The sequence below is a fragment of the Nitratidesulfovibrio sp. SRB-5 genome (assembly GCF_019931275.1).
In the GTDB taxonomy this organism is placed as follows: Bacteria; Desulfobacterota; Desulfovibrionia; order Desulfovibrionales; family Desulfovibrionaceae; genus Cupidesulfovibrio.
Map to the genome: position 1 here is coordinate 1,142,631 of NZ_JAIOTY010000002.1, position 15,929 is coordinate 1,158,559.

The window sequence follows — 15,929 nt, forward strand, 5'->3', positions numbered from 1 at the left end:
TGGCTTAGCCGGTGCAAGCAGGTAGGCTTGAGGGTAGGCAAATCCGCCCTCTTTAAGGCCGAGACGCGAGTCCGTGACCGCAAGGTCTGAAGCTGTTGAGCCTCTACTGCCTAGAAAAGCTCCTAAGTTTAGCGCGTGCGAACCGTACCGGAAACCAACACAGGTGGGTGGGGTGAATAACCCAAGGCGCTCGAGAGAACTCTGGCCAAGGAACTCGGCAAAATAACCCCGTAACTTCGGAAGAAGGGGTGCTCTTATGGGTGAAGGATTTACTCTCTAAGCCCACGAGAGCCGCAGAGAAATGAGGGTGGCGACTGTTTACTAAAAACATAGGTCTCTGCTAAGTCGCAAGACGACGTATAGGGACTGACGCCTGCCCGGTGCCGGAAGGTTAAGAGGAGAGGTCAGCGCAAGCGAAGCTTTGAATCGAAGCCCCGGTAAACGGCGGCCGTAACTATAACGGTCCTAAGGTAGCGAAATTCCTTGTCGGGTAAGTTCCGACCTGCACGAATGGCGTAACGATCTCCCTACTGTCTCGGCCAGAGACTCGGTGAAATTGAAGTCGCGGTGAAAATGCCGTGTACCCGCAGAAAGACGGAAAGACCCTGTGCACCTTTACTATAGCTTGACATTGGGTTTTGGGCTTGCATGTGTAGGATAGGTGGGAGGCTGTGAACCCTGTACGCCAGTATGGGGGGAGCCACCGTTGAAATACCACCCTTGCAAGTCTAAGGCTCTAATCCATACCCGTTACCCGGGGTGGAGACAGTGTCTGGTGGGTAGTTTGACTGGGGCGGTCGCCTCCCAAACAATAACGGAGGCACGCAAAGGTTCCCTCAGCCTGATCGGAAACCAGGCGTCGAGTGCAAACGCATAAGGGAGCTTGACTGCAAGACAGACATGTCGAGCAGGGACGAAAGTCGGCGTTAGTGATCCGGTGGTTCCGCATGGAAGGGCCATCGCTCATTGGATAAAAGGTACGCCGGGGATAACAGGCTGATCGCGCCCAAGAGTTCATATCGACGGCGCGGTTTGGCACCTCGATGTCGGCTCATCACATCCTGGGGCTGAAGCAGGTCCCAAGGGTACGGCTGTTCGCCGTTTAAAGTGGTACGCGAGCTGGGTTTAAAACGTCGTGAGACAGTTTGGTCCCTATCTTCTGTGGGCGTAGGAGACTTGAGAGGGCCTGTCCCTAGTACGAGAGGACCGGGATGGACGCACCCCTGGTGGTCCTGTTGTCACGCCAGTGGCACAGCAGGGTAGCTATGTGCGGAAGGGATAACCGCTGAAAGCATCTAAGCGGGAAGCCTGCCTCAAGATAAGGTCTCCCTCTCTTCGGAGCTGAAGGGCCCGGGTAGACAACCCGGTTGATAGGCTGGAGGTATACATGCGGTGACGCATTCAGCTGACCAGTACTAATAGCCCGTGCGCCTTGTTTTCTTCTCTACACTTCCTTTCCACCCTGTTTGATTACAACTTTCGGTCCCGGCCGATGTGGCGGCGCAAAATAGCCAGCCTTGCCGGACGGTGACCAGAAATTTGTGCTGGTGTCCATGGAGGAGGGGGTACACCCGATCCCATTCCGAACTCGGAAGTTAAGCCCTCCATCGCCGATGATACTGCGTACTCTTGCGTGGGAAAGTAGGCCGATGCCAGCACTTATTTTCACAGGGATACGAGAAATCGCATCCCTACCCATCACGCGAAAGGCCCCGGTGAGAAATCACCGGGGCCTTCGTGCGTTTAACGGGCATGAGCCCGGACGCCGGGCGGGTGTCATTATCGAGGGCGGCGACACCGAGAGGACAGGGCCCGAACGTGGCGCACTTTCAGGCCTGGTGTGTGATTCGGAGTGGCACCGGGGCGAATCACACAGGCTTGAGCAGCCTTGCAGCGGTGCGTATGCAAGTGTCTACTGATAAAAGGTAGGGATATCACTCATTGCCAGAGCGGGGCGCAACGCTTAGGTTGGTAACATAGTAACTGCCTGTGCGCACGAACGCTTGGCCGCCTCATGGCGGCCCTTTATTTCATCCTTCGTCGGTTGCCTTGGGGGGAACATGTTCCGCAAGTTTACCATCGCCAAACGCATCTATGCCCTGTTCGCCATCATGACCCTGTTTCTGGCAGGAATGGCCATGGGGTTGTATCAGGTGGCGGACCACATTGCCGGGGCGGGCATCGCCACGGCCAAAGAGACCATGCTTTCGGCCGAGAAAAACCGCATTCAGGCGCTGACCCACTCGCTGGCTGTGTCCCTTGGTGATCTTGCAACAGGGCTTGGCGAGGAAGAGCAGCGGTCCGTCATTGCCAGGGGGATCGAGCGGGTGCGTTTTGACGCGGACCAGTCCGGTTACTTCTACGTCTACAAGGGTACGGTGAGCGCCGCGCACCCCGTGCAGAAACAACTGGTGGGCAAGGACCTGGGCGACACCAAGGACCGCGAGGGCAAGTACTACGTGCGCGAGCTGTCCCGCGTGGCATCTGCCGGGGGCGGCTTCGTGACCTTCGTGTTCCCCAAGCCGGGCATGGGCGACCAGCCCAAGCTGGGCTATGCCGAAAGCATTCCCGGCACTCCCTTCTGGGTGGGTACGGGCATCTACCTTGACAATATCCAGGCTGCCGAAGCGCAGGTGGCCGCTTCGATGGAGCAGGTGCGCACCCGCGAGGTGTTGTACACATACGCCGTCGTGTTGGGCCTGCTGCTCCTGGTGGGTCTGCCGGTGGCCTATCTGCTGGCCCGCTCCATCGTGCTGCCGCTGCGCGAGGCCACCCGCACCGCGCAGGACATCGCGGCGGGTGATCTTGACCGTCACATCGCCGTGGAGGGCGAGGACGAGGTCTCCGCCTTGCAGTCGGCCCTGGATGTGATGGTCACCACCCTGCGCGGCAATATCGAGCGCATGAGCGCCCAGCAGAACGAGGCCCGTCGCCTGGCCGAAAGCGCCAGCGAGGCCGCCCGCAATGCCGATGAGCAGGCCCGCGCCGCCATGGCCTCCAAGGAGGGCATGCTGGAGGCGGCTGCACGCCTGCAGCGCATGACCGAGGACCTTGGCGTGTCCGCGCGCGAACTGGCCAGCCGCTCGGCCACGCTGTCCGAGGGCTCGCGCTCGCAGACCACCCGCGTGGCTGAAACCGCCACCGCCATGGAGCAGATGAACGCCTCGGTCATGGACGTGGCCCGCAGCGCCGCCGATGCCGCCCGCGAGACGGAAGCCTCGCGCGAGCGGGCCCGCCAGGGGGCCGAGGCCGTTACCGCCACCATGGACGCCATGGGCGAACTGCGCCAGCTTGCCGAAAGTCTGCACGAGAACATGCGCAGGCTGGGCGGCCAGTCCGAGGCCATCGGCACGGTCATGAGCGTCATCAACGACATTGCGGACCAGACCAACCTGCTGGCCCTCAATGCCGCCATCGAGGCGGCCCGCGCCGGTGATGCCGGGCGCGGATTCGCCGTGGTGGCCGACGAGGTGCGCAAGCTGGCCGAAAAGACCATGAACGCCACCCGCGAGGTGGGAGAGACCATCAAGGGCATCCAGTCGCTGACCGAGGCCAACGCCCGCAGCATGGACGATTCGCTGCGGGCCATGGAACTGGCGGAGCGCCGTTCCGCCGATTCCGGCGAAGTGCTGCGCGGCATTCTGGATATGGCCGTGCGCGTCACCGGGCAGGTGCAGGCCATTGCCGCGGCGGCAGAGCAGCAGTCCGCCGCGTCGGAGCAGATTACCCGCAGCCTTGCGCAGGTGGACGGGATTGCCCGTGACAATGGGCGACTGGTTACCGAAGAGGACAAGGAAATCCGTGACCTGGGGCGCATGGCCGAACAACTGCGCGGGCTGGTGACGGAGTTGCAGCGCAAGGCCGGATAGCCGATGCGTTGCCGGGCGATGCGTTGACGGCCGAGGGTCCGGTTGCGCCGGGCCAGGCCCCGTACACGGGAGCCGTATCCGGATCCGTTCATGGGTTCGACATTGTTTCATGACGAAAGCGCCCCGCATGACGGGGCGTTTTTCGTTTTATGGCGTTAGCCGGTTGAGGGCGCGCAGCGACTGAAACAGAGCCCCCCCCCGCGATTCGGGTGATTTTGATTGGCATACCGGCGCGGCTACAGTCCTTGCAGCGCTGCAAGCGCTGGGGCGGTCATGGACGCGGTGAATTCGGTCACCGCGCAGGTTGCCACCCCGGCCACGCGAAACGGGTCGCGCTCCAGCCAGGCGTCCAGGCTGGCCCTGTCGCCGGATGCCAGGATGATTCCGCCGGTTCGGGGCGTCTTGCGTCCGGATGCCAGAAAGACACCGGCCGCGTAACCCTCACGCAGCCAGGCCACATGGGCGTCCAGCAGGGCATCCACCTGGTCCAGCGGCTTCACGTAGACAAGCGAGACGATGAACATGGCTGCTCCTTGCGTTGGCCTGCAAAGAACCGGGCCCGGAGCATGCTGCGTCCGGGCCCGAGGTGCGTGCGTGGTGTGGCGCCTGTCGCCTACATGGCGTCGCTGGCGTCCAACTGGTTGATCTGGTCTTCCACGGCCTGTTCCAGTTCGCGGGGCAGGCCCATGATGTCCACGTTCAGGAAGCCGCGCACGATGGTCGAGGTGGCTTCGTCCTCGTCCAGGCCGCGCGCCATGAGGTATTCGATCTCTTCCTGCGCGATCTTGCCGACGGCGGCCTCGTGGGACAGTTCCACGCCGTCCACGGTGCCTTCCAGTTCCGGAATGGCATGGATGACGCCGTTGCCCAGGATCAGCCCCTTGCACTCCAGGTGGCCGCGCGCGGGCACCTGGTAGGCGCCGATGTGCCCCCGGTTGATGATGGTGCCGCCGGTGGTCAGGGTGCGGGCGATGATTTCGCCGCGGGTGTCGGGCGCGTTGAGCAGGATGCGGTTGCCCGTATCCACGTACGAGCCTTCCGGCGCCACGATGACCGAGTTGAACCGCGCCACCGACCCGCGCCCGGCAAGGGTGAGGGTGGGGTACATCTGCAAGTCCTTCACGGGCTTGAGCAGCACGTAGTTGTTCACCAGCACCGCGTCTTCCTCGAGCATGCCGGCGGAACGCGGACGCACCGCCGTGTCTTCGCCCCAGTTGTGGATCATGGTGAAGGTGAGCTTGCCGCCCTTGTGCACGAAGAATTCGGAAATGCCCAGGTGCGCCGCCTCTCGCGTGCCGTGGGCAGTGGCGCAGCCGGTGATGATGTGCATCTCCGCGCCTTCTTCCACGATGACCACGTTGTGCACGTTCTGGCCCACGCCATTGCCCTTGATGAACAGGCACGACTGCACGGGCGCTTCGATCCTGGCCCCCTTGCGGGCGCGGATGAAGTAGCCGCCGTGCAGGTGTTCCGCCGCCGCGCGGGTGTATTCGTCGCGGTTGGGGTCCACCATCTTCCAGAAGTACTGCGGCAGGCCGTCATAGGTCTTGAGGGCCTGCTTGATGTCCATCAGTTCCAGGCCTTCCTGGGTGGACTGGCAGTGCACGCCGCTGTGGTTCATGTGCATGAACGAGCCGCTGCGTTCCTTGGCATTCACGTCGATGCCCGCGTACAGCAGCCGCTTGCGGTCGAATTCGTCCAGCGTGGAAAGGTCGGGGATGGTGTCTGCCTGCGCCCCTTCGAAGCTGTAGCGCGTAAGGTCTACGTTCTTGAAAGCCATGGCTACAGCGCCTCCTTGATCTGGCCGAGCGAAGTGTCGCTGTCGAGACAGCGCAGGCATTCCTGGTAGCCGTACTTGCTGACGTGGTCGAGGATGTCGCGGGGCCGCGCCTCGCAGCACAGGTGCCCGTCGTACATCACCTGGCCGCGGTCGGCGTTGACGTATTCGAGAATGTAGCCGGTGTGGGTGATTATCAGGCCGGAGGTCTTGCAGCGGGCCTTCTGCTGCTTCATCGAGCAGGACGCCGGGGGCATGCCGTCCAGCAACTGGCGGGCAGTCTGGCCGATGAGGGCCATGTTCTCGAGGTCAACGCCAGATTCCGGCTCGTCGAACAGCACCAGGTCGGGCCGCTGGGCCATGAGCTGGAGCATTTCGGACCGCTTGATCTCGCCGCCGGAGAACCCGGCGTTGACGTCGCGCTCCAGGAACCTGTCGAAATTCACCTTGCGCGCCAGGTCTTCCACGTCGATCTCGCGGCCACGCGCGCACATGTTCACCAGCAGTCCGGTCTTCAGGCCGTGGATGGTGGGCGGGCGCTGGAACGACATGCCGATGCCGAGGCGGGCGCGCTCGTACATGGGGGCATGGGTGATGTCCTGCCCCTTGAAGAGTATCTGGCCCTGGGTGACGGTATAGTTGGCGAAGCCCATGAGGGTCATGAGCAGGGTGGTCTTGCCGGAGCCGTTGGGACCGAACAGGATGAAGGTCTCGCCGGCTTCTATCTTGAGATCGATGCCTTTCAGAACCTCTACGTCGCCGATGCAGACGTGCAGGTCGCGTATTTCGAGCATGATGGACCCCTTGCGATGTTTTGCGCGATGCGCGGCCCGGTGCGGGCGCCCGTCCTTGTTGCCCCTTGCCCCGTTTGCAGTGGCGACGGGAAGGCGGGGCGGGCGAAAACGGCGCGAGCCGCCGCGCGGCAGCCCGAAACTTATGCGGCATACCCCCCGGTAAGTCAATGCGAGGAACCCTGCGGAAAACGTGAGGAAGCACTCGCAACAGTGCGGAAAGGTCGGCGGAAAGGCGGGCGGAAAGGCGGGAGCGGCGACGGTGCCAGGAGGGGGCGAGGGGGCTAGGGGGCGAGGGCGGGCAGGGTGGACGTCCGATCGGCGGCGCGGCAACCGCCACTACCGGCAGGGCGTCAGGATGTGCGGAACGGGAGGGGGCAGCCGTGCCGCTATGCCTCGGGATCGTGCGGCGCCCGGATGACGCCCCGGCCCCGGCCCTCCGGAAAATGGCAGTAGTAGCAGCGCCCCTTCTGGCGGAACAGCGGCAGCAGCACGAACCCGGCCACGAAGCCGCCCAGGTGCGCCCACCAGGCGATGCCCGCGCCGTCGCTGCCCAGGGATGACAGACCCGACAGCAGCTGCGTGACGAACCAGATGCCCAGGTAGACCACGGCGGGCAGGTCGAAGATCAGCGGGATGAACAGCAGCGGCACCAGCGTGGTGACCCGCGCGTGCGGATACAGCAGGAAGTACCCGCCCAGCACCCCGGCGATGGCCCCGGACGCCCCAACCACCGGCACCGTGGACGAGGCGGAAAAGACCATGTGCGTCAGCAGCGCCGCCAGCCCGCAGGTCAGGTAGAATATCGTGAAGCGCACCGGCCCCATGACGTCTTCGATGTTGTCGCCGAAGATCCACAGCGTCCACATGTTCACCAGAAAGTGGCCCCAGCCGCCGTGCAGGAACATGTGCGCGACAAAGGCGATGAAACCCCCCGGCGGGTAGCCGGAGGTCAGCGCCCAGTCCGGGTGGGCGAAGCGGGCGGGCACCACCCCCATGAAGTGGAACAGGCGCAGGGTTTCGCCGGGCGTCAGCGTCTGTTGCCACAGGAATATGGCCAGGTTGGCGGCAAGAATGCACCACACCGCCCAGGGGGTGTGCACGCGGGGAATGGTGTCGCGCAGGGGGAACATGCGCTAGCGTCTCATGCCTGCCACAGCGAGGCAAGGTGGTCGGCGGCGCGGGCATCGCGCGCTGCGCGCAGGCGGGCCAGTTCGGCCAACAGGCCGCGTGCCCGGCGGGTCAGGTCTTCCGGCGTGCCGGAATTGTCCACCACAAGGTGGCAGGCGCGCATCTTGTCCGCCTCCGGCCATTGCCAGGCCTCCATGGCGGCGATCATGTCCGGCGGCCAGCCGCGATGCGTTTCCAGCCTGCGGGCACGCTCGGCGAAGGGGCAGTGCACGCCGACAAGGAGGATATTCGGCAGGATGTTCGGCTGCGTGCCCGCCTTCCAGCCCGCCTCCAGGAACAGCGGCACCTCGGCCACGGCCACGGGCGCACCCGAGGCTTCGGCCTGCGCGAAGAATGCGTCCATGTCGTGCCGGGCCAGGGGGTGGATCATGTCTTCCACCTCGCGGCGCAGGGCGGCGTCCGCCTGCATGGCCGCGAACAGGGCGCGCTTGTCCACCGGTCCGGCGGGGTCGGGCACGAAGCGGTCGCCGTAGCGTCCCCGCAGCAGATGATGCCCGCCGCAGCCCGGCTCGTACAGTCGGGCCACGGCCGCGTCGGCGCTCCACACCGGCAGGCCCGCCTCGCCCAACTGGCGCACAAGGGCCGACTTGCCGCAACCCGGCGAGCCGGTCACCACCACCCGCTGCATGCGCCGCGACAGGCGCAGGGCCAGCGCGGCGAAGTCCGGCGGGGGCGGGCAGGTGAAGTGCATGTCCCTGTCCGTTTCCGGATGCCGGAACGACAGGCGCCAGGCGTGCAGCATCTGGCGCGAGGGAAAGTCCGGCAGTTCGCCCGCTGCGGGCGGCACGGCTTCCGACGGGCCGTACACCGCGTCCTGCCACAGGGGGTGGCCCAGGTGGGCCATGTGCACCCGTATCTGATGCGTACGTCCGGTGAAGATGCGCACCGCCACCAGGGCAAAGCGTCCGTCCGGGTCCGCCAGCAGCACCCGCCATGCCGATCGGGCGGGCTTGCCGCCGCGGTTTTCCGGCACCACGGCCATCTTCACCTTGTGCAGCGGGTGGCGGCCAATGGGGGCCTCCAGTTCGCCCTGTGCCTTGGGCACGCCGTGCACCAGAGCCAGATATTCCTTGTGCACCTGCCGCTCTGCAAAGGCGCGTGACAGTTCCAGCCGCACGGCCTCTGTCAGGGCCACCAGAAGAAGGCCGCTGGTGTCCTTGTCGATGCGGTGCACGATGCCGGGGCGAAAGCCCTCCTGCGCGGCCAGTTCGGGAAAGTGGCGCACCAGCCGGTGCACCAGCGTGCCTTCCGGGCAGCTGGGGCAGGGGTGCACGGTGAGCCCTGCGGGCTTGTCCAGCACGGCGATGGCCGCATCGCGGTACAGCACGGCCAGATCGCCGTCTTCGGGGGTTACCTTGGCGGCGGGCACGGCCAGCGTGAGGGTTACCGTCTGGCCCGGCTCCACGCGGGTGTTGGGCACGGTGCACGCGCGGCCCTGCACTGTGGCCGCGCCGTCGCGGATGGCCCGCTTGACCTTCTCGCGCGAGACGGCATCGCCGTGGCCGTCCCTTTCGCGCTGTTCGGCCATGGCGTCGCCCAGAAAGCGGTCCAGCCGCTGCCCGGCGTGTTCGGGGGCGACGGTGAAGGAGTGGGTGCGCGTTTCAGCCTGAGGGTGGGGTAAATTCGACATGTTTGGCAACGGTTATGCTTTCGCTTGACCGACGGGGGCGTGTTTTTTACAACCTGTGCGTTTGGGGGGCAAGCGCCCCCGCACACCGAGACAGACAAGGAGACCTATCGTGGCCGTTACCGTGGTGAATCATCCGTTGGTCAAGCACAAGCTGGGCATCCTGCGCCAGCACGACGTGCCGGTAAGCGAGTTCCGGGCCATTTCCAACGAAATATGCCGCCTGCTTACCTACGAGGCCACCAAGGACCTCGAAACGGAGAAGGTTACCATACAGGGGTGGGCCGGGCCTGTCGAGGTGGACCAGATCCGCGGCAAGAAGATCACCGTGGTGCCCATCCTGCGCGCGGGCCTTGGCATGCTGGACGGCCTGCTGGACATGATTCCCGGCGCCAAGGTGAGCGTTGTGGGCATGTTCCGCAACGAGGAAACCCTTGAGCCGGTCAAGTACTACGTGAAGCTGGCCAAGAACATCGAAGAGCGCATGGCCATCATCATCGACCCCATGCTGGCCACCGGCGGCACCCTGAACGCCACCATCGACCTGTTGAAGGAAGCGGGCTGCCCGCAGATCAAGGGCCTGTTCCTGGTGGCCGCGCCGGAAGGCATCAAGAAGGTCGTGGACCGTCACCCCGACGTGGACATCTACGTGGCGGCCGTGGACGAACGGCTCAACGAGCACGGTTACATCCTGCCCGGCCTTGGTGATGCGGGCGACAAGATATTCGGCACCAAATAGGGCGCACCACGGGGCGGGACAGCAAATGTCCCGCCCCTTTTTACGGGGGGCCTCGCCGCTCCCCGTCGTCCCCTGCGGCACGACCCCGGCAACGGGGGCGCGCCGCACGGACCCAGGTTTTCCGCAAGGCGGCAGGGCGGTTGCCCGAACCGCGCCGCGCAACGGCCCCGCGCCCGCGCGCCGCGCGCATGCACACACCACATCAGCACTTTTCGGAGAGGGCAATGGCCAGAAAGACCATCCAGGTGGAGGAAAAGGTTCCGTTTCTTCAGGGTATTCCCCTGAGCTTCCAGCACCTTTTCGCAATGTTCGGGGCGTCCGTTCTGGTGCCCACCCTGTTCAAGATCGACCCGGCCATCGTGCTGCTGATGAACGGCATCGGCACCCTGATCTACCTGGTGCTCTGCAAGGGCAAGGCCCCGGCCTTCCTCGGCTCCAGCTTCGCCTTCCTGTCGCCGGTGTTCGTGGTGCTGGGCGCGGACCAGGCCATGTGGGGCGCCAACTACTCCTACGCGCTGGGCGGGTTCATCGCCTCCGGCTGCATCTTCATCACCGTGGCCCTGATCATCTGGAAGTTCGGCCCGGAATGGATCGGCGTGGTGCTGCCCCCCGCCACGATGGGGCCCATCGTGGCCCTGATCGGCCTTGAGCTGGCCGGGGTGGCCACCGGCATGGCGGGCGTCATGCCTGACGCCAACGGCGTGTACAATTCCACCGCCATCATCATCTCCATGGCCACCCTGCTCACCGTGGCCTTCGGTTCGGTGCTGTTCCGGGGCTTCATGGCCATCATCCCCGTGCTGACCGGCATTGCCGTGGGCTACGCGGTGTCCATGGCCCTTGGCGCCGTGAACTTCGCGGGCGTGGCCGCCGCCCCCGTGCTGGCAACCCCCACCGTGTACGTGCCCAAGTTCGACATCAACACCATCCTGATCATCATCCCCGCCGCGCTGGTGGTCATTTCCGAGCACATCGGCCATCTGGTGGTCACCGGCAACATCGTGCAGCGCGACCTGACCCGCGACCCCGGCCTGCACCGCTCGCTCATGGGCGACGGCGTGTCCACCGTGCTGTCCGGCTTCTTCGGTTCCGTGCCCACCACCACCTACGGCGAAAACATCGGCGTCATGGCCATCACCCGCGTGTACTCGGTGTGGGTCATCGGCGGCGCCGCCGTCATCTCCATCCTGCTGGCCTTCGTGGGCAAGCTGTCCGCGCTCATCCAGTCCATCCCCACCCCGGTCATGGGCGGCATCTGCATCCTGCTGTTCGGCGTCATCGCCGCCTCGGGCATCCGCATGCTGGTGGAGTCGCGCGTGGACTACTCCAAGCCCGCCAACCTCACCCTGACCGCCATCGTGTTCATCACCGGCATCAGCGGCGTGCCCGTGCAGGTGGGCTCGGTGCAGCTCAAGGGCATGGCCCTCGCCACCGTGGTGGGCATGATCCTGTCGCTGATCTTCCATGTGCTTGATCGCAGCGGTGTGGCGAGTTCGCAAACGGATTTGTAAGAGTATTGAGGATAATCGGGGGAAGGGAGGGGGCTTTGAAAAGCCCCCTCCCTTCCCCCGAGCCCCCAACCCTCCCGCAAACTTTTCATTTGGTTCGTTGCATCCCTGTCGCGGTAACGCGGCGGGGATGTTTTTTTGTGGAGGTAGAGAGGTGTATTCACGGCATCATGGTTTGTATGTTTATCCACGGTTACGCCGAAACCTGAGTGCAACGCACGGCAGCCGTTATGCGAGTCTTCGAGCATTACGGATGGCGATCGCAACGCGCGGCAGCCGTTTGTCCGCCGGAGGCAGTGTGAAAACTGTCCTTGAAATGAAACGGCCCGCGCTTCTCGGGAAGCGCGGGCCGCGTCATTTGAGCAAGGGAGCGAGCGGGTGGTCTACAGCCCGCCGCGCGCGGTGATGTGCCGGGTCAGTTCCGCGAACACGCCGTCGATGTCCAGGGTGGTGGTGTCCACCGTCTCGGCGTCGTCGGCGGCACGCAGCGGGGCCACGGCGCGGTTGCGGTCCATGTCGTCGCGCTCGCGGATCTGGGCGGCGATGGTGGCAAGGTCGGCGGGCTGGCCCTGCGCTTCCAGTTGCTGGCAGCGGCGGCGGGCGCGTTCCTCTGGCGTGGCGTCCAGAAAGAACTTGTGGCGCGCCGTGGGAAACACCACGGTGCCCATGTCGCGGCCTTCCACCACCAGGGCGCACGAGGCCCCCAGCGCCTGCTGCGCGGCCTTCAGCCGTTCCCGCACCACCGGCAGGGTGGCGATGCGCGAGGCCAGCGCGGCCACTTCCTCGGTGCGGATTTCCTCGCCCACGGGCACGCCGTTGCAGGACAGCACGGAGGCCCCGCCCGCGCCGGACAGCGCAAAGCAGAAGCCTTCCAGCCGGGCGCGCAGGTCGCCTTCCGGCAGTTCGTGCGCGCCGGGACCCAGCTTCCAGGCCAGGGTGCGGAACATGGCCCCGGTATCCAGATAGGCCACGCCCAGCGCGTCGGCCAGCCGTTTGGCCAGGGTGGTCTTGCCCACGCCCGCCGGGCCGTCCAGCGTGACCACCGGTACGGAGGGGGAAGCGGTGGGCGAAGCGTTGGCGGGAATGCCTTTGCCCGCGCAGGAACAGGCGCGACACGTATCAGACATGGGCCATGATCTCCCCGGCAGCCTTCAGGAACGCCGCGTTCTCGTCCGGGCTGCCCACGCTGACGCGCAACAGGTCGGGCAGGCCATAGCTTTTCAGCGGGCGGATGATGATGCCGCGCCGCAGCAGTTCCTCGAACAGGTGCGCCGCGCTCTTGCAGGTCGGAGCCGGGCGGAACATCACGAAGTTGGCCTTGCTGGGGTACACGTGACAGCCCAGCGCGGTCAGCCCAGCCGTCAGCGCCGCGCGCCCCTCGCTGGTCACCCGCAGGGTTTCGGCGCGGAACACGTCGTCCGCCAGCGCGGCCAGCCCGGCCTCTTCGGCCAGGATGTTCACGCTGAACGGCAGCCGCACCCGGCGCAGGTAGTCGGCCAGTTGCACGGGCAGGATGCCGTAGCCCAGGCGCAACCCGGCCAGGCCGAAGCTTTTGGAAAAGGTGCGCAGCACGGCCAGATTGGGGAATTCGTCAATGCGGGCCAGTAGCGAGTGGGCCGACTCGTCGCCGCAGAAGTCCATGTACGCCTCGTCCACCACCAGCAGGCAGCCGGAGGGCAGGGCGCGGGCCAGCCGCTCCAGGTCGGCCACGGGTGGGCAGAAGCCGGAGGGGTTGTCCGGCGTGGTCACGAAGACCACGGCGGTGGCATCGTCCACCAGCGCCATCAGGCCGTCCCAGTCGAAGGAAAAGTCCGCCGCCAGCGGCGCCTGCCGGAACTCCACCCCCGCAAGCCGGGTTTGCAGTTCATAGATGCTGAAGCACGGGTTGAACGCCACCACGTTGTGCACGCCGGGCACGGCCCGCACCCGCACGATGAGGTCGATGATCTCGTCCGAGCCGTTGCCCGCCACCACGCGTTCCGCAGGCACGCCGTGATGCGCGGCGATGGCCGCCGTCAGGCGCGGGTTGCCCGACTGGGCATAGCGGAAGGCCAGGTCCGCCTTGTGGCGCAGGGCATGCTGCACCACGGGCGAGGTGCCCAGCGGATTTTCGTTGCTGGCCAGCTTGATGACGTGGGCAAGGCCGTACCTGTCGCGGATTTCGTCGATGGACAGGCCGGGGGTGTACGGCTTGAACCCGCACACCTCGGGACGCACGGCGCTGGGCGAGGCCAGCGGAAGCCCCGTGGGGGCCCCTGCGCTGGCTGTTTTGTCGGCACACATGGGGCAACATGCTCCTTCGTTGGGGCGTGGCGGGGCGGGGTGCGCCCGCCGTCGCGGAAGACCCCTCAGATAGTCCAAGGCGCCCGCACTGCGCAAGGGGCGGTGGGGCGCACGGGCGCACTGTTAAAGGGGGCAGTAGGCGGTGGGGCGCTGTGTGGTGCGATATATTGGTGTGGTGCAGGTCTTGCCCACTTTGCGGGCGGGCCGTCTTGCACCACCCGGCGCCGGGCGTGACCTTGCTACTGCGGGCTACTGCGGGCTACTGCGGGCTATTGCGGGCCGCCTCGGGCCGCCTCGGGCCACTTCGTGCCCCCCCCCTGCCAGTCCTTGCGAGCCCTTGCGCACTCCATGTCCGCCCATTGCCCCTTGCCGCCGCCTGTCGGGTGCGTATATCGTGAAGGATGGCCGCGTGCCCGTGCGCGGCCGGTTCAGTGTTCGCGGGTGCGCAGGCACAGGAACTGCGGAACTGCGGGGCCGTGGGCTCACGGTCTGCGAAACTGCGCGGACACGCCTGCAACCGCACGCGGGACAGCACATACGGAGGCGGACATGATCGGCGGCAACGATACGGACAGGTTTGCGCGCGGCGCCGGCAGGCCCCGCGTGGTCATCGTGGGGGGCGGCTTCGGCGGGCTGTGGGCGGCGCGGCGTCTGGCGCGTTCGGGCCGGGTGGACGTGGTGCTGGTGGACCGCAACAACTACCATACCTTCCTGCCGTTGCTGTATCAGGTGGCGGCGGCGGAGATAGAGCCGGAGCAGATCGCCTATCCCCTGCGCGGGGTGTTCCGGGGGCAGCAGAGGGTCAGCGTGGCGCTGGCGGACGTGCGCGGGGTGGATACGGCCCGGCGGGTGCTGCACACCGACGGGCCGGATATTCCCTACGACCATCTCATCCTGGCGCCGGGCAGCCTTACCTCGTTCTTCGGGGTGCCGGGCGCGGCGGAAAATGCCTATACCCTGAAATCGCTGGAAGATGCGGTGCGCCTGCGCAACCACATCCTGGCCTGCTTCGAGCGGGCCAGCCTGACCGAAGATCCGGCCCGGCGCGCCGCGCTGCTGACCTTCACCGTGGTGGGCGGCGGCCCCACCGGGGTGGAATTTGCCGGGGCGCTGGCGGAACTGGTGCGCACCCCGCTGGCGCGCGACTTTCCGGAACTGGCGGGTAAGACGCCCCCGCGCATCGTGCTGCTGGAAGCGGCGGACGGCCTGCTGACCGGCTTTCCCGAGCAGTTGCGCACCTATGCCCGCGACAGGCTGGCCCTGATGGGCGTGGAGGTGCGCACCCGGGCCGGGGTGGCCGAGGTGGGCCCCACCGACGTGCGCCTGGGCGACGGCCTGCGCATCGCCACCTGCACCGTGGCCTGGACCGCCGGGGTGCGCGGGCACGACGTGGCCGCCGCCATGGGCCTGCCCGTGGGGCGGGGTGGGCGTGTACCCGTGCTGCCCACCCTGCAGGTGGACGGTCACCCGGAAATCCAGGTGGTGGGCGACCTTGCGCTGCCGGATGGGCAGAACCCGCCCATGATCGCCCCCAACGCCACCCAGCAGGGCCGCCACGCGGCGGCCAACGTGCTGCGCCTGCTCAAGGGCGGCACGGCCAAACCCTTCCGCTACCGCGACAAGGGGGCCATGGCCACCATCGGGCGGCAGGCGGCGGTGGTGCGGCTGGGGCGGTTTGCCTTTTCCGGGCTGTGGGCGTGGGTGCTGTGGCTGTTCGTGCACCTTGCCTATCTGATCGGCTTCCGCAACAGGCTGTTCGTGCTGGTGAACTGGGCGTGGGACTATCTGTTTTTCGAGCGTTCGGTGCGGCTCATCCTGCCGCGCGTGGCCATGGACGACGCGGTGTGCGAGGCGCCGCCCGAGGCGGAGCCCGATGCCGCGAAAACCGGAGATTCCGCCGGGGCGTAGCGTCTGGAGGACGCGGTGGGGGGACGCAATGGACAGGCGCAATGGACAGGCGCGATGGTCGAACGCGGTGGGGCGGATACCCGGCATGAGTCCCGTCCGGCATGATCGTGGTCACCATGGTGGCGGACCGGCGTGACCGCTGTCCGGCGTGTCCGGGGTACGATGCGGCCAGTTGAGAAAGCGGCCAGTTGGGAAGCAGTAAATCGAGAACCGGAAAGGGCCGCCGCGAACTGTTC

11 protein-coding genes and 2 rRNA genes (1 of these 13 only partly in view) are annotated in these 15,929 nt (G+C 66.1%); 6 read left to right on the forward strand and 7 right to left on the reverse strand.

Translation table 11 applies throughout. The features are described from left to right. The 3 genes from K6142_RS12110 to K6142_RS12120 all read left to right on the forward strand — a co-directional run. A 23S ribosomal RNA gene (locus K6142_RS12110) occupies positions 1-1,440 on the forward strand; it begins 1,488 nt to the left of the window's first position. 103 nt (positions 1,441-1,543) lie between these two features. Beyond that, positions 1,544-1,658 (forward strand): 5S ribosomal RNA (rrf, locus tag K6142_RS12115). 402 nt (positions 1,659-2,060) lie between these two features. Beyond that, the gene (locus K6142_RS12120; protein ID WP_190245658.1) at positions 2,061-3,869 is read left to right on the forward strand and encodes a methyl-accepting chemotaxis protein; all 1,809 of its coding nucleotides are present in this window, start codon (positions 2,061-2,063) and stop codon (positions 3,867-3,869) included. A gap of 236 nt (positions 3,870-4,105) precedes the next feature. Here the strand turns inward: K6142_RS12120 and K6142_RS12125 are convergent, their stop codons facing one another. From K6142_RS12125 to K6142_RS12145, 5 genes are all read right to left on the reverse strand, one after another. Beyond that, a complete protein-coding gene (locus K6142_RS12125) occupies positions 4,106-4,393 on the reverse strand; it encodes a YciI family protein (RefSeq protein WP_190245659.1) in 288 nt (95 codons plus the stop codon). Positions 4,394-4,482: 89 nt separating this feature from the next. Beyond that, a complete protein-coding gene (locus tag K6142_RS12130; RefSeq protein WP_190245660.1) occupies positions 4,483-5,649 on the reverse strand; it encodes a SufB/SufD family protein in 1,167 nt (388 codons plus the stop codon). A 2-nt stretch (positions 5,650-5,651) separates the two neighbouring features. Continuing rightward, positions 5,652-6,440 (reverse strand): ABC transporter ATP-binding protein, encoded by a 789-nt coding sequence (locus K6142_RS12135; RefSeq protein ID WP_012612060.1) that lies wholly within the window; start codon positions 6,438-6,440, stop codon positions 5,652-5,654. 386 nt (positions 6,441-6,826) lie between these two features. Next, positions 6,827-7,570, reverse strand: coding sequence for a rhomboid family intramembrane serine protease (locus tag K6142_RS12140; protein WP_190245661.1), 744 nt, complete (start codon positions 7,568-7,570; stop codon positions 6,827-6,829). A gap of 11 nt (positions 7,571-7,581) precedes the next feature. After that, complete coding sequence (locus K6142_RS12145) at positions 7,582-9,258, reverse strand: dephospho-CoA kinase (RefSeq protein WP_190245662.1); 1,677 nt, start codon at positions 9,256-9,258, stop codon at positions 7,582-7,584. A gap of 109 nt (positions 9,259-9,367) precedes the next feature. On the opposite strand from K6142_RS12145, the gene upp reads away from it, so the two are divergent. Further along, entirely contained in the window at positions 9,368-9,994 is a 627-nt protein-coding gene (gene upp, locus K6142_RS12150; RefSeq protein WP_012612057.1) for a uracil phosphoribosyltransferase, read from the forward strand. Between the two features lie 224 nt (positions 9,995-10,218). Beyond that, on the forward strand, positions 10,219-11,505 hold the full coding sequence (gene uraA, locus K6142_RS12155) for a uracil permease (RefSeq protein WP_190245663.1): 1,287 nt from the start codon (positions 10,219-10,221) through the stop codon (positions 11,503-11,505). Between the two features lie 380 nt (positions 11,506-11,885). Here uraA and cmk read toward each other — a convergent pair whose 3' ends face one another. Both cmk and hisC read right to left on the reverse strand, forming a co-directional pair. After that, on the reverse strand, positions 11,886-12,545 hold the full coding sequence (cmk, locus tag K6142_RS12160) for a (d)CMP kinase (protein WP_012612055.1): 660 nt from the start codon (positions 12,543-12,545) through the stop codon (positions 11,886-11,888). 76 nt (positions 12,546-12,621) lie between these two features. After that, the gene (gene hisC, locus K6142_RS12165) at positions 12,622-13,785 is read right to left on the reverse strand and encodes a histidinol-phosphate transaminase (RefSeq protein WP_190245664.1); all 1,164 of its coding nucleotides are present in this window, start codon (positions 13,783-13,785) and stop codon (positions 12,622-12,624) included. Between the two features lie 549 nt (positions 13,786-14,334). Between hisC and K6142_RS12170 the strand changes: the two genes are divergently transcribed. Continuing rightward, positions 14,335-15,693, forward strand: a complete 1,359-nt coding sequence (locus K6142_RS12170) for an NAD(P)/FAD-dependent oxidoreductase (RefSeq protein ID WP_190245665.1) — start codon at positions 14,335-14,337, stop codon at positions 15,691-15,693. The last annotated feature ends 236 nt before the right edge of the window (positions 15,694-15,929 follow it).

Excerpts from the sequence above, each read along its gene's own strand:
- K6142_RS12120 (WP_190245658.1), top strand. The coding sequence starts at position 2,061 with ATGTTCCGCAAGTTTACCATCGCCAAACGCATCTATGCCCTGTTCGCC.
- K6142_RS12125 (WP_190245659.1), bottom strand. The coding sequence starts at position 4,393 with ATGTTCATCGTCTCGCTTGTCTACGTGAAGCCGCTGGACCAGGTGGAT.
- K6142_RS12130 (WP_190245660.1), bottom strand. The coding sequence starts at position 5,649 with ATGGCTTTCAAGAACGTAGACCTTACGCGCTACAGCTTCGAAGGGGCG.
- K6142_RS12135 (WP_012612060.1), bottom strand. The coding sequence starts at position 6,440 with ATGCTCGAAATACGCGACCTGCACGTCTGCATCGGCGACGTAGAGGTT.
- K6142_RS12140 (WP_190245661.1), bottom strand. The coding sequence starts at position 7,570 with ATGTTCCCCCTGCGCGACACCATTCCCCGCGTGCACACCCCCTGGGCG.
- K6142_RS12145 (WP_190245662.1), bottom strand. The coding sequence starts at position 9,258 with ATGTCGAATTTACCCCACCCTCAGGCTGAAACGCGCACCCACTCCTTC.
- uraA (WP_190245663.1), top strand. The coding sequence starts at position 10,219 with ATGGCCAGAAAGACCATCCAGGTGGAGGAAAAGGTTCCGTTTCTTCAG.
- hisC (WP_190245664.1), bottom strand. The coding sequence starts at position 13,785 with ATGTGTGCCGACAAAACAGCCAGCGCAGGGGCCCCCACGGGGCTTCCG.
- K6142_RS12170 (WP_190245665.1), top strand. The coding sequence starts at position 14,335 with ATGATCGGCGGCAACGATACGGACAGGTTTGCGCGCGGCGCCGGCAGG.